The organism is Streptomyces sp. NPDC028991 (assembly GCF_055564775.1).
In genome coordinates, this window is record NZ_JBVHVP010000001.1 from 817,174 (window position 1) to 839,300 (window position 22,127).

20 protein-coding genes are annotated in these 22,127 nt (G+C 70.8%); 12 read left to right on the top strand and 8 right to left on the bottom strand.

Annotated elements, in window-relative coordinates:
• Positions 1–46: 46 nt before the first annotated feature.
• Both ACZ4V1_RS03620 and ACZ4V1_RS03625 read left to right on the top strand, forming a co-directional pair.
• Entirely contained in the window at positions 47–901 is an 855-nt protein-coding gene (locus ACZ4V1_RS03620) for a helix-turn-helix domain-containing protein (protein ID WP_468328973.1), read from the top strand.
• Positions 898–1,104: a DUF397 domain-containing protein gene (locus tag ACZ4V1_RS03625; protein WP_468328681.1), complete on the top strand. Its 207-nt coding sequence runs from the start codon at positions 898–900 to the stop codon at positions 1,102–1,104. The genes ACZ4V1_RS03620 and ACZ4V1_RS03625 overlap by 4 nt, the downstream gene beginning before the upstream one ends.
• Positions 1,105–1,156: 52 nt before the next feature.
• On the opposite strand, the gene ACZ4V1_RS03630 is transcribed toward ACZ4V1_RS03625, so the two are convergent.
• Entirely contained in the window at positions 1,157–1,384 is a 228-nt protein-coding gene (locus ACZ4V1_RS03630; RefSeq protein ID WP_468328683.1) for a hypothetical protein, read from the bottom strand.
• A 407-nt stretch (positions 1,385–1,791) separates the two neighbouring features.
• Here ACZ4V1_RS03630 and ACZ4V1_RS03635 point away from each other — a divergent pair, with 407 nt between their 5' ends.
• Positions 1,792–2,700 (top strand): hypothetical protein, encoded by a 909-nt coding sequence (locus tag ACZ4V1_RS03635; RefSeq protein ID WP_468328685.1) that lies wholly within the window; start codon positions 1,792–1,794, stop codon positions 2,698–2,700.
• 69 nt (positions 2,701–2,769) lie between these two features.
• Here the strand turns inward: ACZ4V1_RS03635 and glnA are convergent, their stop codons facing one another.
• On the bottom strand, positions 2,770–4,131 hold the full coding sequence (gene glnA / locus ACZ4V1_RS03640) for a type I glutamate--ammonia ligase (RefSeq protein ID WP_055416613.1): 1,362 nt from the start codon (positions 4,129–4,131) through the stop codon (positions 2,770–2,772).
• A gap of 275 nt (positions 4,132–4,406) precedes the next feature.
• Here glnA and ACZ4V1_RS03645 point away from each other — a divergent pair, with 275 nt between their 5' ends.
• The 3 genes from ACZ4V1_RS03645 to ACZ4V1_RS03655 all read left to right on the top strand — a co-directional run bounded on the left by ACZ4V1_RS03645 (position 4,407) and on the right by ACZ4V1_RS03655 (position 7,519).
• Positions 4,407–5,075, top strand: a complete 669-nt coding sequence (locus ACZ4V1_RS03645; RefSeq protein WP_468328687.1) for a DUF3105 domain-containing protein — start codon at positions 4,407–4,409, stop codon at positions 5,073–5,075.
• Positions 5,072–5,698, top strand: a complete 627-nt coding sequence (locus ACZ4V1_RS03650) for a DUF305 domain-containing protein (RefSeq protein WP_468328689.1) — start codon at positions 5,072–5,074, stop codon at positions 5,696–5,698. The genes ACZ4V1_RS03645 and ACZ4V1_RS03650 overlap by 4 nt, the downstream gene beginning before the upstream one ends.
• Before the next feature lie 66 nt (positions 5,699–5,764).
• The gene (locus ACZ4V1_RS03655) at positions 5,765–7,519 is read left to right on the top strand and encodes an NAD+ synthase (RefSeq protein WP_468328691.1); all 1,755 of its coding nucleotides are present in this window, start codon (positions 5,765–5,767) and stop codon (positions 7,517–7,519) included.
• Positions 7,520–7,543: 24 nt separating this feature from the next.
• Here the strand turns inward: ACZ4V1_RS03655 and ACZ4V1_RS03660 are convergent, their stop codons facing one another.
• From ACZ4V1_RS03660 to ACZ4V1_RS03670, 3 genes are all read right to left on the bottom strand, one after another.
• The gene (locus tag ACZ4V1_RS03660; protein ID WP_468328693.1) at positions 7,544–7,990 is read right to left on the bottom strand and encodes a VOC family protein; all 447 of its coding nucleotides are present in this window, start codon (positions 7,988–7,990) and stop codon (positions 7,544–7,546) included.
• A gap of 72 nt (positions 7,991–8,062) precedes the next feature.
• Positions 8,063–8,317, bottom strand: coding sequence for a Txe/YoeB family addiction module toxin (locus ACZ4V1_RS03665; protein WP_468328695.1), 255 nt, complete (start codon positions 8,315–8,317; stop codon positions 8,063–8,065).
• Complete coding sequence (locus ACZ4V1_RS03670; RefSeq protein WP_468328697.1) at positions 8,314–8,577, bottom strand: type II toxin-antitoxin system Phd/YefM family antitoxin; 264 nt, start codon at positions 8,575–8,577, stop codon at positions 8,314–8,316. The genes ACZ4V1_RS03665 and ACZ4V1_RS03670 overlap by 4 nt, the downstream gene beginning before the upstream one ends.
• Positions 8,578–8,773: 196 nt before the next feature.
• Between ACZ4V1_RS03670 and ACZ4V1_RS03675 the strand changes: the two genes are divergently transcribed.
• Positions 8,774–11,782: a bifunctional [glutamine synthetase] adenylyltransferase/[glutamine synthetase]-adenylyl-L-tyrosine phosphorylase gene (locus ACZ4V1_RS03675; protein ID WP_468328699.1), complete on the top strand. Its 3,009-nt coding sequence runs from the start codon at positions 8,774–8,776 to the stop codon at positions 11,780–11,782.
• A gap of 159 nt (positions 11,783–11,941) precedes the next feature.
• On the opposite strand, the gene ACZ4V1_RS03680 is transcribed toward ACZ4V1_RS03675, so the two are convergent.
• Complete coding sequence (locus ACZ4V1_RS03680) at positions 11,942–12,796, bottom strand: phosphatase PAP2 family protein (RefSeq protein ID WP_468328701.1); 855 nt, start codon at positions 12,794–12,796, stop codon at positions 11,942–11,944.
• An 89-nt stretch (positions 12,797–12,885) separates the two neighbouring features.
• Positions 12,886–13,920: a LacI family DNA-binding transcriptional regulator gene (locus ACZ4V1_RS03685; protein ID WP_468328703.1), complete on the bottom strand. Its 1,035-nt coding sequence runs from the start codon at positions 13,918–13,920 to the stop codon at positions 12,886–12,888.
• 389 nt (positions 13,921–14,309) lie between these two features.
• Between ACZ4V1_RS03685 and ACZ4V1_RS03690 the strand changes: the two genes are divergently transcribed.
• The 4 genes from ACZ4V1_RS03690 to ACZ4V1_RS03705 all read left to right on the top strand — a co-directional run bounded on the left by ACZ4V1_RS03690 (position 14,310) and on the right by ACZ4V1_RS03705 (position 19,448).
• The gene (locus ACZ4V1_RS03690) at positions 14,310–15,581 is read left to right on the top strand and encodes an extracellular solute-binding protein (RefSeq protein WP_468328705.1); all 1,272 of its coding nucleotides are present in this window, start codon (positions 14,310–14,312) and stop codon (positions 15,579–15,581) included.
• A 137-nt stretch (positions 15,582–15,718) separates the two neighbouring features.
• A complete protein-coding gene (locus ACZ4V1_RS03695) occupies positions 15,719–16,723 on the top strand; it encodes a carbohydrate ABC transporter permease (protein WP_468328707.1) in 1,005 nt (334 codons plus the stop codon).
• Between the two features lie 13 nt (positions 16,724–16,736).
• Complete coding sequence (locus ACZ4V1_RS03700; RefSeq protein ID WP_468328709.1) at positions 16,737–17,648, top strand: sugar ABC transporter permease; 912 nt, start codon at positions 16,737–16,739, stop codon at positions 17,646–17,648.
• Positions 17,649–17,765: 117 nt separating this feature from the next.
• The gene (locus ACZ4V1_RS03705) at positions 17,766–19,448 is read left to right on the top strand and encodes a glycoside hydrolase family 13 protein (protein ID WP_468328711.1); all 1,683 of its coding nucleotides are present in this window, start codon (positions 17,766–17,768) and stop codon (positions 19,446–19,448) included.
• 77 nt (positions 19,449–19,525) lie between these two features.
• Here ACZ4V1_RS03705 and ACZ4V1_RS03710 read toward each other — a convergent pair whose 3' ends face one another.
• Positions 19,526–20,536: a hypothetical protein gene (locus tag ACZ4V1_RS03710; RefSeq protein WP_468328713.1), complete on the bottom strand. Its 1,011-nt coding sequence runs from the start codon at positions 20,534–20,536 to the stop codon at positions 19,526–19,528.
• Between the two features lie 217 nt (positions 20,537–20,753).
• On the opposite strand from ACZ4V1_RS03710, the gene ACZ4V1_RS03715 reads away from it, so the two are divergent.
• A complete protein-coding gene (locus ACZ4V1_RS03715; protein ID WP_468328715.1) occupies positions 20,754–22,127 on the top strand; it encodes an alpha-amylase in 1,374 nt (457 codons plus the stop codon).

Here is a 22,127-nt window from a genome sequence, read left to right on the forward strand (position 1 = left end):
ACCGTGTGGCCCCTCGCGATACGACGCGTACGGCGGAGGGATGCGGATGTCGGTGGACGGCGGCGCGGAGGAGCCGGGCTGGGAGGTCGACCCGGACGACGAGTGGGGCGTGGCGGTCATCGCCACCGTAGGGCGGCAGTTGAAGCTGCGGCGCGAGGCGGTGGGGATGCGGGCGGCCGAGTTCGGGACGGCGGTGGGGTACGGGGAGGACCTGGTCTACAAGGTCGAGGGCGGGAAGCGGATTCCGCGGCGGGAGTATCTGGAGCGGGCCGACGAGGTGCTGGGGGCCGGTGGCCTGCTGGCGGCGATGTGGGAGGACGTCGCGAGGGTCCGGTACCCGAAGCGTGTCCGGGAACTGGCCAAGTTGGAGGCCAGTGCGGTCGAGATCGGGCTGTACAGCACCCACAACGTCCATGGTCTGCTCCAGACCGAGGCGCACATGCGCGCGCTGTTCGACGCGTGGCTGCCCGCCTACACGGAAGAGGAGACTGAACGCATGGTCGCCGCGCGGCTGGCCCGCCGCTCGGTCTTCGAGCGGTCACCGGCGCCGACCCTCTGTTTCGTCCAGGAGGAAGCGACGCTCCGCCGTCCGGTCGGAGGCAGAATGGTGTGGCGTCGCCAGCTCGAACGCCTTCTGGAGTTGGGGGAGTTGCGGCACGTGTCGATCCAGGTCATGCCGACCGACTGCGAGGAGCACGTCGGAACGGGCGGGCTGGTCGAGGTGCTCAAGTTCCCCGACGGCAGCGCGGTGGGCCGCTCCGAGGGGGCGTTCGCCGGGCGGCCGGTGACCGATCCGAAGCAGCTCAGAATCCTCGAACTGCGCTATGGAATGATCCGGGCCCAGGCTCTCACGCCCCGAGAGTCGCGGGCCGTCATCGAACAGTTGCTTGGAGAGTCATGATCCGCATCCCCGCAACCCCGGCCGCTCCCGCTCTGGCGTGGTTCAGGAGCAGTCACAGCAGCAGCGGTGACGGCAACGACTGCGTAGAGGTCGCGATAACCCCCGCCACCATCCACGTCCGCGACTCCAAGCGCCCCGACGGCCCCCACCTGGCCATGGCCCCGGCCATGTGGGCCGCGTTCGTGGCGGGCACCGGCAAGTGAAGAGCCCCGGACGCAATGGTCCGGGGCCTCACGCGCGCGTCAGCCGGGCGGCTCAGACCATGGTCGTGTGCGCGTGGCCCTGCGCCGCGGTGCCGCCGAGGGCCGCCGAGGCGCCCAGACCGGCGCTGACGGCGAACGGGCCGGCCTCCGCGTAGAGGCCGGCACCGACGGCGCCACCGGCCGTTATGACGGCCGCGCCGGCGTCGACGTTGCCGCCGGACACCTGGTCCAGGTCCGCGTCGGAGATTTCAGCCGTTTCGACCTGGGGGACGAGGTTCATGGCAGGTCTTTCCTTTCGTGCGAACGAAATGGGAGCGGTGAGGCACGCACGCCCGGAACGCGGAGTTGGGGGAATCCGGAACCGATCACCGGCGTGCCGCGCACTGATCAAAGCACGCTGGTGAACGGCCGACTATCCGCGCGCTGTCGGAGGCTCGTTCCCGGCGTCTTCGCATCCATCAGTGTGCCCGTGCGGTCAGGGAAAGAGCCGGTGTCTTCACGCTACCCACCGGTAGGGGAGCCCTCCCCGAGTCGCGATGCGTACAGCCGGCCCCATCCGCCTCCCCCACGCCCTTTCCGTGCGACCGTGCGATGAACGGTGTGCAGGTCCGAGGGATTTTCGGGGTCGGCCCCGGGCCGGGTCCCGGCTGAGGGGGAGTAGGACACCGGAGGAATGGAGCAACAAGCATGACCAGCGTCCGGCAAGCAGGGGAGGAGGCGCGCAGGAGGCGTGCGAGGCATCCCGTTCTGCTGGCGGTCGGCATCGGCTGCTACGTGCTCGTCGTGATCGCGTCGATGTTCCTCCTCGTGGACGGGTCCGGGCCTTTCGCTCAGATCGCTCTGTGGATCCTGCACGGGCTGCTGCTCGTCGTGCTGATCCGGAGGCTCGGAACGCGTGAGTCGAGCACGTATGCGGCCCTGTTCGTCGTGATCACGTCCGTGATGTCGGTGTACGTCTTCGACCTGGCGCGCGACGACCTCACGCTTCAGCACCGTGGGGAGAGAGTCACTGCCACGGTGGTGAAGGAGAGAATCGATCCGGCGCAGGGACGCAAGGCCCGTCACTCCCATTACGAGCTGCGGAGGGAAGACGGCTCCCGCGTGCCCGGGCCCGAGATGGAGACGACGTCCGATCTCTACGACGTCGGTCAGGTGGTGACCGTGGTCGAGGACCCCCGGGGCGCGCTTCGACCCCGGACGCCGGGGCAGGCGGACGCCACTGGTGAGCTGCTCGGCGCGGGGGCGCCGGCCCTCGCCGCGCTGGGTGCCGTCGGGTGGATGGCATGGCGCGGATCGGACGCCGCGAGGCGACGCGACGAGAGGAAGCGGCCGGGCGGCATGAGCAGGGTGTACCAGCGCGCTACCGGCAACGCCGGCACGCGGGAGGAGCAGGAGGAGAGGCTGCGCGAGGTCCTGCGTACCCAGCCTGCCGACCGGCGCGGCTACATCAAGGTGCAGCCCGAGGAGTACCCGGACGTCCCGCAGCAGCGGGCCGCACGGATCGCCTGGGAGACGGGCCTGCGCGCGGAGGCACTGGGCAACCGGGGCTCGTGGCGGTTCGGGGAAAAGGTGATCGAGGAAGTCCCGCACGACTGAGCCGCCGGCAGGCGAGTCGGTGGGGCCGAAGGGGCGGCGTGCCCCTTCGACCCCACCTCCAGCGGAGCGTCACAGCACCGGCAGCGACTTCCGCAGCTCGAAGGCGGTGACCTGGGAGCGGTACTCCTCCCACTCCTGCCGCTTGTTGCGCAGGAAGAAGTCGAAGACGTGCTCGCCGAGGGTCTCGGCGACCAGGTCGCTGCGTTCCATCAGGGCGAGGGCCTCGCCGAGGTTCTGCGGGAGGGGCTCGATGCCCAGTGCGCGGCGTTCCGAGTCGGACAGGGCCCAGACGTCGTCCTCGGCGCCCGGCGGGAGTTCGTAGCCCTCCTCGATGCCCTTGAGGCCGGCGGCCAGGAGGACGGCGTAGGTCAGGTACGGGTTGGCGCCGGAGTCGATGGAGCGGACCTCGACGCGGGCCGAGCCGGTCTTGCCGGGCTTGTACATGGGGACGCGGACCAGGGCCGAGCGGTTGTTGTGGCCCCAGCAGATGTAGGAGGGGGCCTCGCCGCCGGCGCCGGCGGTGCGCTCGCTGCCGCCCCAGATGCGCTTGTAGCTGTTCACCCACTGGTTGGTGACCGCCGAGATCTCCGCCGCGTGCCGCAGCAGGCCCGCGATGAAGGAGCGGCCGACCTTGGAGAGCTGGTACTCGGCGCCGGACTCGTAGAAGGCGTTGCGGTCGCCCTCGAAGAGGGACAGGTGCGAGTGCATGCCGGAGCCGGGGTACTCCGAGAACGGCTTCGGCATGAAGGTGGCCTGGAGGCCCTGCTCCAGTGCGACCTGCTTCATGACCAGGCGGAAGGTCATGATGTTGTCGGCCGTGGAGAGCGCGTCCGCGTAGCGCAGGTCGATCTCCTGCTGGCCGGGGGCGCCCTCGTGGTGGGAGAACTCCACCGAGATGCCCATCGACTCCAGCATCGTGATGGCCTGGCGGCGGAAGTCCATGCCGATGTTCTGCGGGGTGTGGTCGAAGTAGCCGGAGTTGTCGGCGGGGGTGGGGACCGTGCCGTCGACGGGCTTGTCCTTCAGCAGGAAGAACTCGATCTCCGGGTGGGTGTAGAAGGTGAAGCCCAGGTCGGAGGTGCGGGCCAGGGCGCGCTTGAGGACGTAGCGCGGGTCCGCGAAGGACGGGGAGCCGTCCGGCATGAGGATGTCGCAGAACATGCGGGCCGTGCCGGGGGCCTCCGCGCGCCAGGGCAGGACCTGGAAGGTCGACGGGTCGGGCTTGGCGATCATGTCGGACTCGTAGACCCGGGCGAAGCCCTCGATCGCGGAGCCGTCGAAGCCGATGCCCTCGTCGAAGGCCTGCTCCAGCTCGGCCGGGGCCACGGCGACGGACTTGAGGAAGCCCAGTACGTCCGTGAACCACAGGCGTACGAACCGGATGTCGCGCTCCTCCAGCGTCCGGATCACGAACTCCTGCTGCTTGTCCATCTTCCGCTTCCCCATCCTTGCTGGTCAGGCCGCCTGTCTCCGGTACGGGGGGAGGCGGTCGGGCACCCGAGCATCACACCACAGCACGGTTTCGTCCGCGTTGCGGACCTCGATCGGACCACCGGCCCTCCCCGCAGCGTAGAGGCCACCTGTTCGATCGGGCCATTCCTGGCGTCCCGCAGCGACAGATCCTGTGATCACCCTACGAATCAGCCCTCCTTCGCCATTACGATCAGCGGACTTCATCGCCTCCCTTTCCCAGAAGGGCAAACCCCATGGGTTCCGCCAAGAAGAGCAGCAACACGGCGCGCCAGGCGCGCATAGCCGAGATGCGGCGCGCCGAGGAGGCCCGCGACCGCCGGAACCGCGTCCTCACCATCGCGGTCAGCGCCGTGGTCGTCGCCGGTCTCGTCGTCGGAGGGGTCGTCCTGGTCCGGTCGCAGTCCGACGACTCCTCGAGCGACACCGCCTCCGACGGCAAGACCTCCGGCAAGTTCGTCGCCGGGAAGGACGGGGTGCGGAAATGGGAGGGGACGCTGTCCCGCGACCACGTCGCCAAGAAGGTGTCCTACCCCGTCCAGCCCCCGGTCGGCGGTGACCACAACCAGGTCTGGATGAACTGCGACGGCGACGTCTACACCAAGCCGCTGAACAACGAGAACGCCGTGCACTCGCTCGAGCACGGCGCCGTCTGGGTGACGTACTCCGACAAGGCACCCGAGGCCGACGTGGAGAAGCTGGCGGAGAAGGTGAAGAAGACGCCGTACACGCTGATGAGCCCGGCCGACGGGCAGAAGGACCCGATCATGCTCACCGCCTGGGGGCACCAGCGCACGGTCACCGGCGCCGACGACCCGAACGTGGACAAGTTCTTCGAGAAGTTCGTCCAGGGCGAGCAGACCCCCGAGCCGGGGGCCGCCTGCACCAACGGACTGTCGCAGTGACACCGAAGCGGGCCGGCTGGACCGCGGGGGCCGCCGCCGCGGCCCTAGTCGCGGCCGGCGCCATCACCTACGCCGTCGCCGGGGACGACGGCGCGGGCCGCGTCCCCTCCGCCGACTCCGCGGACGCCGGTTTCGCGCGGGACATGTCGGTGCACCACCAGCAGGCCGTCGAGATGTCGTACATCGTGCGCGACCGCACCAAGGACGAGGAAGTGCGACGGCTCGCGTACGACATCGCGCAGACCCAGGCCAACCAGCGCGGCATGATGATCGGCTGGCTCGACCTGTGGGGGCTGCCGAAGGTGTCGTCCGACCCTCCGATGACCTGGATGGGCATGGGCGACGTGCCGTCGGCGGGGGAGGGCTCGCTGATGCCGGGGATGGCCACCGACGCCGAGATGGAGAAGCTGGCCGCGCTCGACGGGAAGCAGGCGGAGGTCTACTACCTCCAGCTCATGACCGAGCATCACAAGGGCGGCGTCCACATGGCCCAGGGGTGCGCGGACAAGTGCGCGGTCGGCGTGGAGAGGCGGCTGGCCCAGGGGATGGTGGACTCGCAGGAGTCGGAGATCCGGCTGATGACGGACCTGCTGAAGGAGCGGGGCGCGAAGCCGGGGACATGAGCGGGCGGGTGGGCGGCAGTACGTGAGGCACCCCCATCGTGTCGTTCTGACGATTAGACTGTGCGCGTGCCTCAACTACGACTCGCCCTGAACCAGATCGACTCGTGCGTCGGCGACATCGCCTCGAACGCGGAGTCCGTCGTCCGCTGGACCCGGCACTCGGCCGAGCGGGGAGCGCACCTGGTGGCGTTCCCGGAGATGGTGCTGACCGGGTATCCCGTCGAGGACCTGGCCCTGAGGCCGTCCTTCGTGGAGGCGTCCCGCGCGGCCCTGCGCTCCCTCGCGGCGCGCCTGGCGGAGGAGGGCTTCGGTACGCTGCCGGTGGTCGTCGGCTACCTCGACCGCTCCGCGACCGCCCAGCCGAAGTACGGCCAGCCGGCCGGCGCCCCGCAGAACGCGGCGGCCGTGCTGCACGGCGGCGAGGTGGCGCTGAGCTTCGCCAAACACCACCTGCCCAACTACGGCGTCTTCGACGAGTTCCGCTACTTCGTGCCCGGCGACACCATGCCCGTGGTGCGGGTGCGCGGCGTCGACGTGGCGCTGGCCGTCTGCGAGGACCTGTGGCAGGACGGCGGCCGGGTGCCGGCCGCGCGCTCGGCCCGGGCCGGGCTGCTGCTCTCCGTCAACGCCTCGCCCTACGAGCGCGACAAGGACGACACCCGGCTGGAACTGGTGCGGGGGCGCGCCCGGGAGGCCGGCTGCACGACCGCCTACCTGGCGATGACCGGCGGGCAGGACGAGCTGGTCTTCGACGGCGACTCGATCGTGGTCGACCGGGACGGGGAGGTGGTGGCGCGGGCGCCCCAGTTCTCCGAGTGCTGTGTCGTCGTCGACCTGGAGCTGCCGGCCGCCGACCCGGACGCACCGGCGGGCGTGCTGGACGACGGGCTGCGCGTCGACCGGGTCGTGCTGTCCGAGGAGCCGGTGCCGGCGTACCCGCCGGAGCCGGCCGGCGGGTACGCGGAGCGGCTGGACGACGACGAGGAGGTCTACTCGGCCCTCGTCGTCGGGCTGCGGGCGTACGTCGCGAAGAACGGCTTCCGCTCGGCGCTGATCGGGCTGTCCGGCGGCATCGACTCCGCGCTGGTCGCGGCGATCGCCTGCGACGCGCTCGGCGCGGAGCACGTGTACGGCGTCTCGATGCCGTCGAAGTACTCCTCCGAGCACTCCAGGGACGACGCGGCGGAGATGGCGCGGCGCACCGGGCTGAACTACCGCACCGTGGCGATCGAGCCGATGTTCGACGCGTACATGGGGTCGCTGGACCTGACCGGGCTGGCCGAGGAGAACCTCCAGTCGCGGCTGCGCGGGACGCTGCTGATGGCGATCTCCAACCAGGAGGGCCACCTGGTCCTCGCTCCCGGCAACAAGTCGGAGCTGGCGGTGGGGTACTCGACGCTGTACGGCGACTCGGTGGGCGCGTACGGGCCCATCAAGGACGTGTACAAGACGTCCGTCTTCCGCCTCGCAGAATGGCGCAACCGCGCCGCCGGGGCCCGCGGCCAGACCCCACCGATCCCCGAGAACTCGATCACCAAGCCGCCGAGCGCCGAGCTGCGCCCGGGCCAGGTCGACACGGACTCGCTGCCGGACTACCCGGTGCTGGACGCGATCCTCGAGCTGTACGTCGACCGGGACCGGGGCGCGGACGAGATCGTGGCCGCCGGGTACGACCGCGACCTGGTGACGAGGACGCTGCGCATGGTCGACACCGCGGAGTACAAGCGGCGCCAGTACCCGCCGGGCACCAAGATCTCGCCGAAGGGCTTCGGCAAGGACCGCCGGCTCCCGATCACCAACCGGTGGCGGGAGACCGGCTGACGCCGCCGGACCGGGGCCGGCCGGCTAGCGCTGCCGCTTCTGGTCCGCCAGCATCTGGTGCAGCGGCTCCGTCGCCCGGCGGCGGTACTCCTGGACCGCCCAGCCGTTGCCGTCCGGGTCCTTGAAGTACATGAACGTGGCGCCGTCGTCCGGCGCGTACTGCACCGGCTCGGAGACCTCCAGGCCGCGCCCCACCAGCTCCGCGTGGGCCGCCTTGATGTCGGTGACGCACAGCTGGAGGCCCTGGTAGGAACCGGACTCCGGCCGGGTCTGGCCCTGTGCCATGTCCCAGATGGCCTCGCCGAGGGCGATCGAGCAGCCGGAGCCGGGCGGCGTGAGCTGGACGATGCGCATCCCCGGCATGACCTCCTGGTCGATGTCGACGTGGAAGCCGACCTTGTCCCGGTAGAAGTCCCGGGACCGGTCGATGTCGGTGACGGGCAGCGGGATCACTTCGAGCGTGAAGTCCATGGCATGACTCCTTCGACGTCCTGGTCGAGCACGATGTCGCGGTATGGGTCTGTCGGTGGTGGCGGGGCTCTGTCAGTAGTGGTACCGCGCCTGCACGATGACCAGCACGTCGTCGGCGGGCTTGTACACCAGACGGTGTGTGTCGTCGATGCGACGTGACCAGTAGCCCGACAGGTCGCCCTTCAGCGGCTCCGGCTTGCCGATGCCCTTGAACGGGTCACGTGTGATGTCGGTGATCAGTTTGTTGATCCGCTTGGTCACCTTCCGGTCGCTCTCGGCCCAGTGGACGTAGTCCTCCCAGCCGTGCGACGTGAAAGTGATCCTCACGTGCGCTCCGCGTCCGGGTCGATCAGCTCGTGCCGGCGCGCGGCACCGGACTCGGCCTCGGCGATGGAGTCGAGCAGACGGCGGGCGTTCCTGGGGGAGCGCAGGAGGTGGACCGTCTCCGTCCAGGCCGTGAAGTCCTCCTCGGACATGAGCACGGCGTTTCCCCTGCGGGAGGTGATGTGCACCGGGGCGTGGTCCTCGTTGACCTGCTCTATCAGCGGAAACAGGTTCTGACGGGCTTCGCTGGCGGTGATGGACATACCGGTGCCTCCCTTCGCGGCTTGTACAAGATATCGTACGAGTGCGCAGCGGGCCACCGGAGAGCGGGCCGGGGGCCGGGATCGGCACGGAACCGGACCCGGCACCGCCATCGGTACGTCCCGGCGCTCACCCGCGGCTCCCCGGTTACGCTCGGGCCTTACGACCTTGATCCCACAGGTCCGACAGGAGGCCGAGATGACGGCGCCGGGGCGCAGGAGCAGTACCTTCACACGGCTGCTGCGGCACGGCTTCACGGATCCCTCGGCCGCCGAGCGGCTGCTGGACGGCGTGGAGCTGGCACCGGTGCGCGACGACCCGGTCCTGCTGGAGGCGCTGGGCGCCACCGCCGACCCGGACCTCGCCCTGTACGGCCTGGTCCGGCTCCTGGAGGCGCAGCCGGACCCCACCGCACGCAGGGAGCTGCTGGACACCCTGATAGCGGCCAAGCCGCTGCGCGACCGTCTCCTCGGTGTGCTCGGCGCCTCCGAGGCGCTCGCCGACCACCTCGCCCGGCACGCCGGGGACTGGCAGGCACTGGTCACCTACGAGCCGCGGGACCTGCACCGCGGGGTGGCGGAGTTCGAGCACGGCCTCGCCGAGGCCACCGGCCCCGTCTCCCTGCGCGTCGCCTACCGGCGCTGTCTGCTGTCCATCGCCGCCCGCGACGTGTGCGGCACCATCGACGTCGCCGAGACCGCCGCCGAGCTGGCCGACCTCGCCACCGCCACCCTGCGCGCCGCCCTCGCCCTCGCCGAGGCCGCCGCGCCCGAGGACGCCGCGCGGTGCCGGCTCGCGGTGATCGCGATGGGCAAGTGCGGCGGACACGAGCTGAACTACGTCTCCGACGTGGACGTGATCTTCGTGGGCGAACCCGCGGAAGGCACCGGGGGCACCGACGCCGAGGCCAAGGCGATGCGGGCCGCGACCGCGCTCGCCTCGCACCTGATGCGGATCTGCTCCGAGACCACCGTCGAGGGCTCCATCTGGCCCGTCGACGCCAACCTCCGCCCCGAGGGCCGCAACGGCCCGCTGGTGCGCACCCTCAGCAGCCACCTCGCCTACTACCAGCGCTGGGCCAAGACCTGGGAGTTCCAGGCACTGCTCAAGGCCCGTCCGGTGGCCGGCGACCCCGGGCTCGGCGCCGAGTACGTCGCGGCCCTCCAGCCGCTGGTGTGGCAGGCCGCCGACCGGGAGAACTTCGTCCCGGACGTGCAGAAGATGCGCCGCCGGGTGGTGGAGACCATCCCCGTCGCCGAGGTCGACCGGCAGCTCAAGCTCGGCCCGGGGGGCCTGCGGGACGTCGAGTTCGCCGTGCAGCTCCTCCAGCTCGTGCACGGCCGCTCCGACACCTCGCTGCACAGCGGCACGACGCTGGACGCGCTGGAGGCCCTCGCCGCGGGCGGTTACGTCGGCCGGGCGGACGCCGCCCAGCTCGACGAGGCGTACCGCTTCCTGCGCTCCATGGAGCACCGCATCCAGCTCCACCGGCTGCGGCGCACCCACCTCGTGCCCGAGGACGAGGCCGACCTGCGCCGCCTCGGCCGTTCCCTCGGCCTGCGCACCGACCCGGTGGACGGGCTGCTGCGGGCGTGGAAGCGGCACGCCTCCGTCGTACGCCGGCTGCACGAGAAGCTGTTCTACCGGCCGCTGCTCGACGCCGTCGCCCAGCTGGCGCCCGGCGAGGCCCGGCTGAGCGCCGAGGCGGCGCGGGAGCGGATGGTCGCCCTCGGGTACGCCGACCCGGGCGCCGCGCTGCGGCACCTGGAGGCGCTGGCGTCCGGCGTCACCCGCAAGGCGGCCATCCAGCGGACCCTGCTGCCGGTGCTGCTGGGCTGGTTCGCCGACTCCGCCGACCCGGACACCGGCCTGCTCAACTTCCGCAAGGTCTCCGACGCGCTCGGCCAGACACCCTGGTACCTGCGGCTGCTGCGGGACGAGGGCGCGGCGGCCGAGAACCTCGCCCGCGTGCTGTCCGCCGGGCGGCTCGCCCCCGACCTGCTGATGCGCGCCCCCGAGGCCGTCGCGCTGCTCGGGGACGGCAACTCCGGAGGGCTGGCACCGCGTGGGCGGCTCCAGCTGGAGCAGGAGATACTCGCCGCGGTCCGCCGCGCCGACGGTGCGGTGCAGGCGGTGACGGCGGCGCGCGGGGTCCGGCGCCGGGAGCTGTTCCGTACGGCCGCCGCGGACATCGTCGGTTCCTACGGCACCGAGGCGCAGCCCGTCGAGGCCGACCAGGGCGCCCTGGTGGACCTGGTCGGCGGTGCCGTGTCCGACCTGACGGCGGCGACCCTGGCCGGGACGCTGCGGGCCGTCGTGCGGGAAGGCTGGGGCGACACGCTGCCGACCCGGTTCGCGATCATCGGCATGGGCCGGTTCGGCGGGCACGAGCTGGGTTACGGCTCGGACGCGGACGTGCTGTTCGTGCACGAGCCGCGGGACGGGGTCGACGAGAGGGAGGCGGCGGACGCGGCGAACAAGGTCGTCTCCGAGATGCGCCGCCTGCTCCAGGTCTCCAGCGCCGACCCGCCCCTCCTCATCGACGCCGACCTGCGGCCCGAGGGCAAGTCCGGCCCGCTGGTGCGGACCCTCAGGTCGTACGAGGCCTACTACCGTCGCTGGTCGCTGGTGTGGGAGCGGCACGCGCTGCTGCGGGCCGAGTTCGTCGCCGGCGACGCGGACCTCGGGGGCCGGTTCGTCGAGCTGATCGATCCCCTGCGCTACCCGGCGGACGGGCTCGGGGAGGACGCCGTACGGGAGATCCGGCGGCTCAAGGCCCGGATGGAGTCCGAGCGGCTGCCGCGCGGCGCCGACCCCAAGCTGCACGCCAAGCTGGGGCCGGGCGGGCTGTCCGACGTGGAGTGGACCGTGCAGCTGCTCCAGTTGCGGCACGGGCACACGGAGCGGGGGCTGCGGACCACCCGGACGCGGCAGGCCCTGTCCGCCGCCTGCGACGCCGGGCTCCTCTCGGCGGAGAACGCCGGGACGCTCGACGAGGCGTGGGTCCTGGCGACGCGCGTCCGCAACGCGGTGATGCTGGTACGCGGCCGGGCCGCCGACACCTTCCCGACCGACCCCCGCGAGCTGGCGGCGGTGGGCCGCTACCTGGGCCACGGACCCGGCCACGCGGGCGACATGCTCGACGAGTACCGCCGTACGGCCCGCCGGGCCCGGGCGGTGGTGGAGGAACTGTTCTACACCTCCTGAGGGGCCGGTCCGGCACTTCCCGCCCGCCCCGCGGGCGGACGACGGGACGTGCCGGCCCGCCGCCGCTGCGGTGCCCGCCGCCGGGCCGTGCGGCCGGGTGGGCGATGGCTCAGACGACCAGGACCCGGCGCCCGCGCGGGTGACCGGACGGGGCCGGTGCTACGCCCGCGTGGGCGACCAGTTCCCCCACCGCGCCGCCACCGTCCGCGGCAACGCGTACGGCAGACGCCCGTACCAGGCGGCCGCCACCGCGTACCCGAACCCCAGACACAGCACCCCGCCCACCGCGTCCAGCCAGAAGTGGTTGGCGGTGGCGACGATCACGACCAGCGTGAGCGCCGGATACACCAGCCCCAGCACCCGCACCCACGGCACCGAGGCCAGCGCGAAGATCGTCAGCCCGCACCACACCGACCACCCGATGTGCATCGACGGCATCGCCGCGTACTGGTTCGACATGTTCTTCAGGTCGCCGGACGCCATCGAACCCCACGTCTCGTGGACCATCACCGTGTCGATGAAGTGCCCGCCGTTCATCAGGCGGGGCGGGGCGAGCGGATACAGGTAGTAGCCGACCAGGGCGACGCCCGTCGTGGCGAAGAGCACGAGCCGGGTCGCGGTGTACCGCCCGGGATGGCCGCGGTACAGCCACACCAGCACACCCAGGGTCACCACGAAGTGCAGCGTGGCGTAGTAGTAGTTCATGCCGACGACCAGCCAAGTCACCGAGTTCACGGCGTGATTGACGGACTGCTCGACGGCGATGCCGAGCTGCTGTTCGGCGCGCCAGATCCAGTCGGCGTTGCGCAGCGCCTGTGACCGCTGCTCCGGCACCGCGTTCCGGACGAGGGAGTACGTCCAGTAACTGACGGCGATCAGCAGGATCTCGAACCACAGCCGGGGCCGGCGCGGTGCGCGCAGACGGCGCAGCGGACCCTGCCCCGTCTCCTCCGTGACGGGGTGCGGAACGGCCTCGTCCAGCCGTTCCGAGGTCCTCACGGTCGCGTCACCCATAGGCATGAAGTCTGCCAGAAAAGCCCTCTCCCACCGATCATCCCTCCATCGGATCCGGGCCGCATCCGGCCACCTCGGGGGGACGGGAATCAGGACCGGTTGCGCTCGCCCGGCGCCGACGCCGTCGAGCCGCGCACCACCAACTCCGGCATGAACACGAACTCGCTGTGCGGCGCGGGCGTCCCGCCGATCTCCTCCAGCAGGGTGCGCACCGCCGCCTGTCCCATCGCCGGGACCGGCTTGCGGACGGTCGTCAGCGGCGGGTCGGTGAAGGCGATCAGCGGCGAGTCGTCGAAGCCGACGACCGAGAAGTCCTTGGGCACGTCCAGGCCGCGCTGCCGGGCGGCCCGTATGGCGCCCAGTGCCATCATGTCGCTGGCGCAGACCACCGCCGTGCAGTCGCGCTCGATGAGCGCGGTGGCCGCCGCCTGGCCGCCCTCCAGGGTGTAGAGGGAGTGCTGGACGAGCTCCGTCTCCACGGTCTCGGCACTCAGATCCAGTTGCTCGTGGACGGTGCGGACGAAGCCCTCGATCTTGCGCTGCACCGGCACGAACCGCTTGGGGCCGAGAGCCAGCCCGATGCGGGTGTGCCCGAGCGAGACGAGGTGCGTGACCGCGAGGCTCATCGCGGCGCGGTCGTCGGGGGAGATGAACGGCGCCTGCACCTTCGACGAGAAACCGTCGACGAGGACGAACGGCACGCCCTGTGCGCGCAGCCGTTCGTAGCGCTGCATGTCGGCGGTGGTGTCGGCGTGCAGCCCGGAGACGTAGATGATGCCGGCGACCCCGCGGTCGACCAGCATCTCCGTCAGCTCGTCCTCCGTGGAACCGCCCGGGGTCTGGGTGGCGAGGACCGGCGTGTAGCCCTGGCGGGTCAGCGCCTGGCCGATGACCTGGGCCAGCGCCGGGAATATCGGGTTCTCCAGCTCCGGGGTGATCAGGCCCACCAGGCCCTCGCTGCGCTGCCGCAGCCGTACCGGGCGCTCGTAGCCCAGCACGTCGAGAGCGGCGAGAACGGACTGGCGGGTGGTGGCGGCGACGCCCGGCTTCCCGTTGAGGACGCGGCTGACGGTCGCTTCGCTCACCCCCGCCTGGGCAGCGATGTCGGCAAGCCGTGTGGTCACAGGGGTGGACTGTACCTGTCGGCCGCCGCCTTGCCCACCGATCGGACGCCGTGGGCGGCCTGTTGGACGGCCCGTCGGACGCCTCGGCGCGGGCTGCTGCGTCATCGCGCTCCCTCAGAAAGTGATGGCAAGAGCTTGCAGAGTCTTGCACAACCGGCCCGATACCGCTCGACCCCCGTAAACAACCGTCTCGTGACGGTCGCCAGGAGGTCACGTCCGGATAACTTCGGAGATCTCTTGCACTTTTTTGCTGCAAGACCTTTCGCCGGGCTTACAGCGCTGTTACGTTCACGTCGCCCGGCGGCGGCAACGACGCGGCCGGCAGCGGCAGGAGCGGCGGACGGGCCCGCACCCTGCACCACACGGGCTTTCACCCTCAAGGAGAACTCATGCGGCGTGGCATAGCGGCCACCGCGCTGGTGGCGTCCCTCGCTCTCGCGGCGACGGCGTGCGGCGGGGACGGCGACAGCGACAGCGAGTCGGGCGGACCGGTCACCATCACGTACTGGGACACCTCGAACGCGACCAACGAGGCGCCGACCTACAAGGCCCTGGTCAAGGAGTTCGAGGCCGCCAACAAGGACGTCAAGGTCAACTACGTCAACGTCCCCTTCGACCAGGCGCAGAACAAGTTCGACACCGCCGCCGGTTCCAAGGGCGCCCCCGACGTGCTGCGCGCCGAGGTCGGCTGGACCCCCGCCTTCGCCAAGAAGGGCTTCTTCCTGCCGCTGGACGGCACCGAGGCCCTCGCCGACCAGGACAAGTTCCAGCCCAACCTGATCGAGCAGGCCAAGTACGAGGACAAGACCTACGGCGTCCCGCTGGTCACCGACACCCTCGCCTTCGTCTACAACAAGGAACTGTTCGAGAAGGCCGGCGTCGAGGCGCCCAAGACCTGGGACGACCTGAAGAAGGCCGCCGCCACCATCAAGGACGAGACCGGCGCCGACGGCTACTGGGCCTCCACGGCCGGCTACTACGCGCAGCCGTTCCTGTACGGCGAGGGCACCGACACGGTCGACGCCGAGGGCAAGAAGATCACCGTCAACTCGCCCGAGGCGAAGAAGGCGTACGGCACCTGGCTGAGCCTCTTCGAGGGCAAGGGCCTGCACAAGGCCGACGTCACCGCCGACGCCTACGCCCACATCCAGGAGGCGTTCGTCAGCGGCAAGGTCGCCTCGATCATCCAGGGCCCGTGGGAGATCACCAACTTCTACAAGGGCTCCGCCTTCAAGGACAAGGGCAACCTCGGCATCGCCACCGTCCCGGCCGGCTCCACCGGCAAGGCGGGCGCCCCGACCGGCGGCCACAACCTGTCGGTGTACGCCGGCTCGGACAAGGCCCACCAGGAGGCGTCGCTGAAGTTCGTGAAGTTCATGACCTCGGCGAAGTCCCAGGAGACCATCGCCCTGAAGAACTCCACGCTGCCGACCCGCGACGACGCCTACACCGACAAGGTCAAGGCCGACCCGGGCATCGCCGGCTTCCAGACGGTCCTGCCCGCCGCCCAGCCGCGCCCCGCCCTGCCGGAGTACAGCTCCCTGTGGACCCCGCTCGACGAACAGCTGCCCCAGATCGCCGGCGGCAAGAAGTCCCTGGACGAGGGTCTGAGCGACGCCGAGACCGCGATCGCCAAGCTGGTGCCGGACTTCAGCAAGTGAGTCCGCGCGGCGAGTGAGTCCGCGCGGCCGCCGGGCCCCCGTGGGGGGAGGGGCCCGGCGGCCACCGGCCTGCGCGCCGTACCCCTTGACCGTCCCGCTCGTCCCGCTCGTCCCGATGCTCCCGAAGGTGTCGAACCATGACAGTCGCCATCGACCGCGCGACCGGCAAGCGCCGCGGTGACCGCACGCCGCGGCCCGGCCTTGGCCGCCGTCTGAAAGACGGATACCAGAAGCACTGGTACGCCTACGCCATGATCGCGCCGGTGGCCGTCGTCATCGGCGTCCTCGTCCTGTACCCCCTGGGGTACGGCCTCTACCTCACCCTCACCGACGCCAACAGCCTCAACACCGGGCGCACCATCGGCGTCAACGAGATCGAGGCCACCTACGAGTTCATCGGCCTGGACAACTACGCCGACATCCTGTGGGGCCCGACCGCCTACGACCGCTTCTGGTCGCACTTCATCTGGACCATCGTGTGGACGGCGGTCTGCGTCGGCCTGCACTTCTGCATCGGCCTCGGCCTCGCCCTGCTGCTCAACCAGAAACTGCGCGGCCGCACCTTCTACCGGCTGATCCTGGTCCTGCCGTGGGCCGTGCCCACCTTCGTCACCGTCTTCGGCTGGCGCTTCATGCTCGCCGACGCCGGCGTCATCAACTCGGCCCTGGACTGGCTGCACCTGCCGACGCCCGCGTGGCTTGAGGACACCTTCTGGCAGCGGTTCTCCGCGATCATGGTGAACACGTGGTGCGGTGTGCCGTTCATGATGGTCTCGCTCCTCGGCGGCCTGCAGTCCATCGACAACACCCTGTACGAGGCCTCCGAGATGGACGGCGCGAACGCCTGGCAGCGGTTCCGCTACGTCACCCTGCCCGGCCTCAGGTCCGTCAGCTCCACCGTCGTCCTGCTCGGCATCATCTGGACCTTCAACCAGTTCGCCGTGATCTTCCTGCTGTTCGGCAACACCGCCCCCGACGCGCAGATCCTCGTCACCTGGGCGTACCACCTGGGCTTCGGGCAGCAGCCGCGCGACTTCGCGCAGTCCGCGGCCTACGGCATCCTGCTGCTGGCCATCCTGATCGTCTTCACCTCCTTCTACCGCCGCTGGCTGAACCGCAATGAGCAGCAGCTCGCGAACTGAGGCAGGAGCCGCCATGAGTACAACCACCGCGCCGACCGAGGCCCCGGCGGAGCAGGTCACCGCGTCTACCGCGCCGCCGCGCCGGGTGCGTGGCCGCGGCGAACGCAGCCGCGCCGCGTCCCTGGCCTCCCACGGCGTCCTGACCGTCGCGAGCCTCATCGCGCTCTTCCCCGTCGCCTGGCTGGTCTACCTCTCCCTCGGTCCGGACAAGAACGACTACCTGCACCCCGAGCGCATCTGGTCGAAGATGACCTTCGACAACTACGCGTTCGTCCTCCAGCACACGCAGTTCTTCGACTGGCTGAAGAGTTCGCTGATCGTCTCGCTGGGCACCACGGTCATCGGCGTCATGGTCGCCGCCACCACCGGCTACGCGGTCTCGCGGATGCGCTTCCCGGGCTACAAGAAGCTCATGTGGGTGCTGCTGGTCACCCAGATGTTCCCCATCGCCGTGCTGATCGTGCCGATGTACCAGATCCTGTCCGAGCTCCAGCTCGTCGACAGCTACCTCGGCCTGATCCTCGTCTACTGCTCGACCGCGGTGCCGTACTGCGCGTGGCTGCTCAAGGGCTACTTCGACACCATCCCGTTCGAGATCGACGAGGCCGGCCGCGTCGACGGGCTGAACCCCTTCGGCACCTTCTTCCGGCTGATCCTGCCGCTCGCCCGGCCGGGCCTCGCGGTGGCCGGCTTCTACAGCTTCATCACCGCCTTCGGCGAGGTCGCCTTCGCCTCCACGTTCATGCTGAGCGACACGAAGTACACCTTCGCGGTCGGTCTGCAGAGCTTCGTCAGCGAGCACGACGCGCAGCGCCACCTGATGGCCGCCACCGCCGTGCTCGTCGCGATACCCGTCTCCGCGTTCTTCTACCTCGTGCAGAAGAACCTGGTGACCGGCCTGACCGCCGGCGGCACCAAGGGCTGACGCCCGGCCGGGAAAACGTCCGGCCGCGGTGCCCATCCGACCCCGCAGCACCGCGGCCGGCCGCCTCTTCCCCCTCACGCCTCCATGACCAGACCTCCGTTACGTATCAAGGACGCCATGAGCCAGCAGCACTCCGCCGCACCGGCCCCCACCTCCGCCACCGCCACCGTCGCGGGGCGCCGCGACTGGTGGCGGGACGCGGTCATCTACCAGGTGTATCCGCGCAGCTTCGCCGACAGCGACGGCGACGGCATGGGCGACCTGGAGGGTGTCCGCACCCGCCTGCCGTACCTGCGCGACCTGGGCGTGGACGCCGTGTGGCTCAGCCCCTTCTACGCCTCGCCGCAGGCCGACGCCGGCTACGACGTCGCCGACTACCGGGCCGTAGACCCCATGTTCGGCTCCCTGCTCGACGCCGACGCGCTGATCCGCGACGCCCACGCGCTGGACCTGCGCGTCATCGTCGACCTGGTCCCGAACCACTCCTCCGACCAGTACGAGTGGTTCAGGCGGGCCCTCGCCGAGGGGCCCGGCTCGCCGTCCCGGGACCGCTACCACTTCCGCCCCGGAAAGGGCGAGAGAGGCGAACTGCCGCCCAACGACTGGGAGTCCATCTTCGGCGGCCCCGCCTGGACCCGGGTCACCGAGCCCGACGGCACGCCGGGGGAGTGGTACCTGCACCTGTTCGCCCCCGAGCAGCCCGACTTCAACTGGGAGCACCCGGCCGTCGGTGACGAGTTCCGCTCCATCCTGCGGTTCTGGCTGGACATGGGCGTGGACGGCTTCCGCATCGACGTGGCCCACGGCATGGTGAAGGCCAAGGGCCTGCCCGACCTTGGATCGCACGAGCAGGTGAAGCTGCTGGGCAACGATGTCATGCCGTTCTTCGACCAGGACGGTGTCCACGACATCTACCGCCAGTGGCGGCTCATCCTGGACGAGTACTCGGGCGAGCGCATCTTCGTCGCCGAGGCGTGGACCCCGACGGTCGAGCGCACCGCGAACTACGTCCGCCCCGACGAGCTGCACCAGGCCTTCAACTTCCAGTACCTGGGCACCCACTGGGACGCCGAGGAGCTGCGGACGGTCATCGACCGCACCCTGGACGCCATGCGCCCCGTCGGCGCCCCCGCCACCTGGGTCCTCTCCAACCACGACGTCACCCGGCACGCCACCCGCTTCGCCAACCCGCCCGGCCTCGGCACCCAGATCCGCCTGGCCGGCGACCGCGAACTGGGCCTGCGCCGGGCCCGCGCCGCGACCTTGCTGATGCTGGCCCTGCCCGGCTCGGCCTACGTCTACCAGGGCGAGGAGCTGGGCCTGCCGGACGTCGTCGACCTCCCCGACGAGGTGCGCCAGGACCCGGCGTACTTCCGGGGCGCCGGGCAGGACGGCTTCCGCGACGGCTGCCGGGTGCCGATCCCGTGGACCCGCGAGGGCTCCTCGTACGGCTTCGGTGACGGCGGCAGCTGGCTGCCGCAGCCGGCCGGCTGGGGAGAGCTGAGCGTCGAGGCGCAGACCGGCGAGCCCGGCTCGACCCTGGAGCTGTACCGCACCGCGCTGGCGGTGCGCCGCGAGCAGCCGGACCTGGGCGCGGGCGACGCCGTCGAGTGGCTGCGCGCGCCCGAGGGGGTCGTCGCCTTCCGGCGCGGGGAGTTCGTGTGCGTGGCCAACACCACCGGCGAGTCGGTCGCGATGCCCGCGTACGGGCGGGTGCTGCTGGCCAGCGGTGAGGTGACCGAGGCGGCCGGCGAGGCCAAGGTGCCGGCGGACACGACGGTGTGGTGGTCGCGGGCCTGACCGCCCGCCCGCCGAGAGGGGCCCGCCGTTTCCTCCGGGGAGCGGCGGGCCCCCGCCCTGTGCGCGGCTCCCGCGCGTCAGCCGTCGCGGCGCGCCCACCGGGCGGCCCGGACCGTCCCCTCCTCGATGTCCTCGCGCGGCAGCCCCAGGCCCAGCGAGGTCTCCAGGGCGTGGAAGTACAGCGCGAACTCGTCGGTCAGCTCGGGGTGGTCCAGTTCGGCACGGCGGATGGCCCGGTTGAGGAAGTCGAGTCGCCCACCCCGGACATACGGGGTGCGGCCCCGGTCGTAGTAGATCAGTTCGACGATTCCGTCGTCGTCGACGCTGCGGCCGTCGCGCATGTAGTCGAAGGTGTAGATGGCCTTCGCGCAACAGGCGCTCAGGCGCACGGTCTCCGTGATCCCCAGCTCGGCGAGGGTGTCGGCGTCGGCGCAGGCGCCGGGCGGCGTGTCGTGGTACAGCAGGAACGCCCAGTCGCCCGCCTGTCCGAAGCAGTACGAACTGCCGAGCGCGTGCCAGTCGCCGCGGCCGTCCGCGCCGCGCAGGTCCGACAGGCGTGTTCCGGCGGCGACCTGCTCGGGGTCGGCCCCGTGGAGCAGGGCGATCCGCTCGGCGCTGACGTTCTCGCCGCGGAAGAACGCGAGGGTGGTGTAGGGGGCCTGCTCGCGCCACGAGCCGGCGATCCAGGCGAAGCCTTCCAGCGGGTCGCGTCCGCACGGCCGGGCCGGCCGGGTACCGTCCGCGCCGCCGCCGCGGAACCCGCGGCCCCAGGAGGCGTCTATCCGGTCCATCAGCCCGGCCTGGCCGGTGACCGTCCCGTCGAGCCCGCGGACGGCCTCCTCGGCGAGGAGGTACAGCGCCTCGTCGGGGTCCGAGGTGATGAAGACCTCGTCGTGGGGGCCGCTGTAGCCGCTCACCGTGCCGTCCTCGTCGAGGACGAGGAAGAGGCCGGCGTACCCGTCCGCCGCGTGGTCCTCGTACTGCTCGTACGACGTGCCGGTGGGCGGGAACATGGCGTCGTCGAGCAGGTCGGAGCCCGCTGCCAGCCGGTGCCAGGCCTGCTTGAGCGCTTCCTCGGTGATCCGCATGGGGGCAGTATGCGGCCGGGCACCGACAGAGCCCTCCTGCCGGGCCCCCGGCGGGACTTCTCGCCTCGACTTCGCACCGACCGCTGCCCTTTCGGTCGGTGAACCCTTAACATCTGCGTCACCGCAAGGTTTCTGAAGGTTTCAGCAAGAGTCTTCAAGCGGGCCTTCGGACGCCTTCGGCTCCCCACGACGCCTTCGACGATGAAGGAAACCCCACATGGCACGCAGAGCCCTCACGGGGGCCGTCGCTCTGGCGGCGGCCACCCTTGTCATGACCCCGACGTCCGCGCAGGCCTCCCCGCCCGGCGCCAAGGACGTCACCGCGGTCCTCTTCGAGTGGAACTTCGCCTCCGTGGCCCGGGAGTGCGCGAACACCCTCGGCCCCGCCGGATACGGCTACGTCCAGGTCTCGCCGCCCGCCGAGCACATACAGGGCGGACAGTGGTGGACCTCGTACCAGCCCGTCAGCTACAAGATCGCCGGGCGGCTCGGCGACCGCAACGCCTTCAAGAACATGGTGGACACCTGCCACGCGGCCGGTGTGAAGGTCGTCGCCGACACCGTGGTCAACCACATGTCGGCGGGCAGCGGCACCGGCACCGGCGGCTCCTCGTACGGCAAGTACGACTACCCCGGCCTGTACTCCTCGTACGACTTCGACGACTGCCGCTCCCAGATCGGCGACTACCGGGACCGGTACAACGTCCAGCACTGCGAACTGGTCGGTCTCGCCGACCTCGACACCGGCGAGGAATACGTCCGCTCGAAGATCGCCGGGTACCTGAACGACCTGCTCTCCCTCGGTGTCGACGGCTTCCGCGTCGACGCGGCCAAGCACATCCCGGCGGCCGACCTCGCCGCCGTCAAGTCCCGGCTGAGCAACCCGGGCGTGTACTGGAAGCAGGAGGTCATCCACGGCGCCGGCGAGGCCGTCCAGCCGGGCGAGTACACCGGCAACGGCGACGTGCAGGAGTTCCGCTACGCCTACGACCTCAAGCGCGTCTTCGACAACGAGAACCTCGCCTACCTGAAGAACTACGGCGAGGGCTGGGGCTACCTGAACAGCGGCGTCTCCGGTGTCTTCGTCGACAACCACGACACCGAGCGCAACGGCTCCACGCTCAGTTACAAGGACAACGCCACCTACACCCTGGCCAACGTCTTCATGCTGGCCTGGCCCTACGGCGCCCCCGACGTCAACTCCGGCTACGAGTGGTCGGACGACGACGCCGGACCGCCGAACGGCGGCCGGGTGAACGCCTGCTGGCAGGACGGCTGGAAGTGCCAGCACGCCTGGCCGGAGATCGAGTCGATGGTCGCCTTCCGCAACGCCACCCGCGGGCAGGCCGTCGCGAACTGGTGGGACAACGGCAACGACGCCATCGCCTTCGGGCGCGGAAACAAGGGCTACGTCGCCCTCAACCACGAGCCGGGCGCGCTGACCCGCACCTACCAGACCTCGCTGCCGGCCGGGACGTACTGCGACGTCCAGAGCGACAGGCCGGTGACCGTGAACGGCTCCGGGCAGTTCACCGCGACCCTCGGCGCCGACACGGCGCTCGCGCTGTACGCGGGCAAGTCCGCCTGCTGA

Coding starts and splice junctions, on each gene's coding strand:
- ACZ4V1_RS03620 (WP_468328973.1), top strand. CDS start 47: ATGTCGGTGGACGGCGGCGCGGAGGAGCCGGGCTGGGAGGTCGACCCG.
- ACZ4V1_RS03625 (WP_468328681.1), top strand. CDS start 898: ATGATCCGCATCCCCGCAACCCCGGCCGCTCCCGCTCTGGCGTGGTTC.
- ACZ4V1_RS03630 (WP_468328683.1), bottom strand. CDS start 1,384: ATGAACCTCGTCCCCCAGGTCGAAACGGCTGAAATCTCCGACGCGGAC.
- ACZ4V1_RS03635 (WP_468328685.1), top strand. CDS start 1,792: ATGACCAGCGTCCGGCAAGCAGGGGAGGAGGCGCGCAGGAGGCGTGCG.
- glnA (WP_055416613.1), bottom strand. CDS start 4,131: ATGGACAAGCAGCAGGAGTTCGTGATCCGGACGCTGGAGGAGCGCGAC.
- ACZ4V1_RS03645 (WP_468328687.1), top strand. CDS start 4,407: ATGGGTTCCGCCAAGAAGAGCAGCAACACGGCGCGCCAGGCGCGCATA.
- ACZ4V1_RS03660 (WP_468328693.1), bottom strand. CDS start 7,990: ATGGACTTCACGCTCGAAGTGATCCCGCTGCCCGTCACCGACATCGAC.
- ACZ4V1_RS03670 (WP_468328697.1), bottom strand. CDS start 8,577: ATGTCCATCACCGCCAGCGAAGCCCGTCAGAACCTGTTTCCGCTGATA.
- ACZ4V1_RS03675 (WP_468328699.1), top strand. CDS start 8,774: ATGACGGCGCCGGGGCGCAGGAGCAGTACCTTCACACGGCTGCTGCGG.
- ACZ4V1_RS03680 (WP_468328701.1), bottom strand. CDS start 12,796: ATGGGTGACGCGACCGTGAGGACCTCGGAACGGCTGGACGAGGCCGTT.
- ACZ4V1_RS03690 (WP_468328705.1), top strand. CDS start 14,310: ATGCGGCGTGGCATAGCGGCCACCGCGCTGGTGGCGTCCCTCGCTCTC.
- ACZ4V1_RS03695 (WP_468328707.1), top strand. CDS start 15,719: ATGACAGTCGCCATCGACCGCGCGACCGGCAAGCGCCGCGGTGACCGC.
- ACZ4V1_RS03700 (WP_468328709.1), top strand. CDS start 16,737: ATGAGTACAACCACCGCGCCGACCGAGGCCCCGGCGGAGCAGGTCACC.
- ACZ4V1_RS03705 (WP_468328711.1), top strand. CDS start 17,766: ATGAGCCAGCAGCACTCCGCCGCACCGGCCCCCACCTCCGCCACCGCC.
- ACZ4V1_RS03710 (WP_468328713.1), bottom strand. CDS start 20,536: ATGCGGATCACCGAGGAAGCGCTCAAGCAGGCCTGGCACCGGCTGGCA.
- ACZ4V1_RS03715 (WP_468328715.1), top strand. CDS start 20,754: ATGGCACGCAGAGCCCTCACGGGGGCCGTCGCTCTGGCGGCGGCCACC.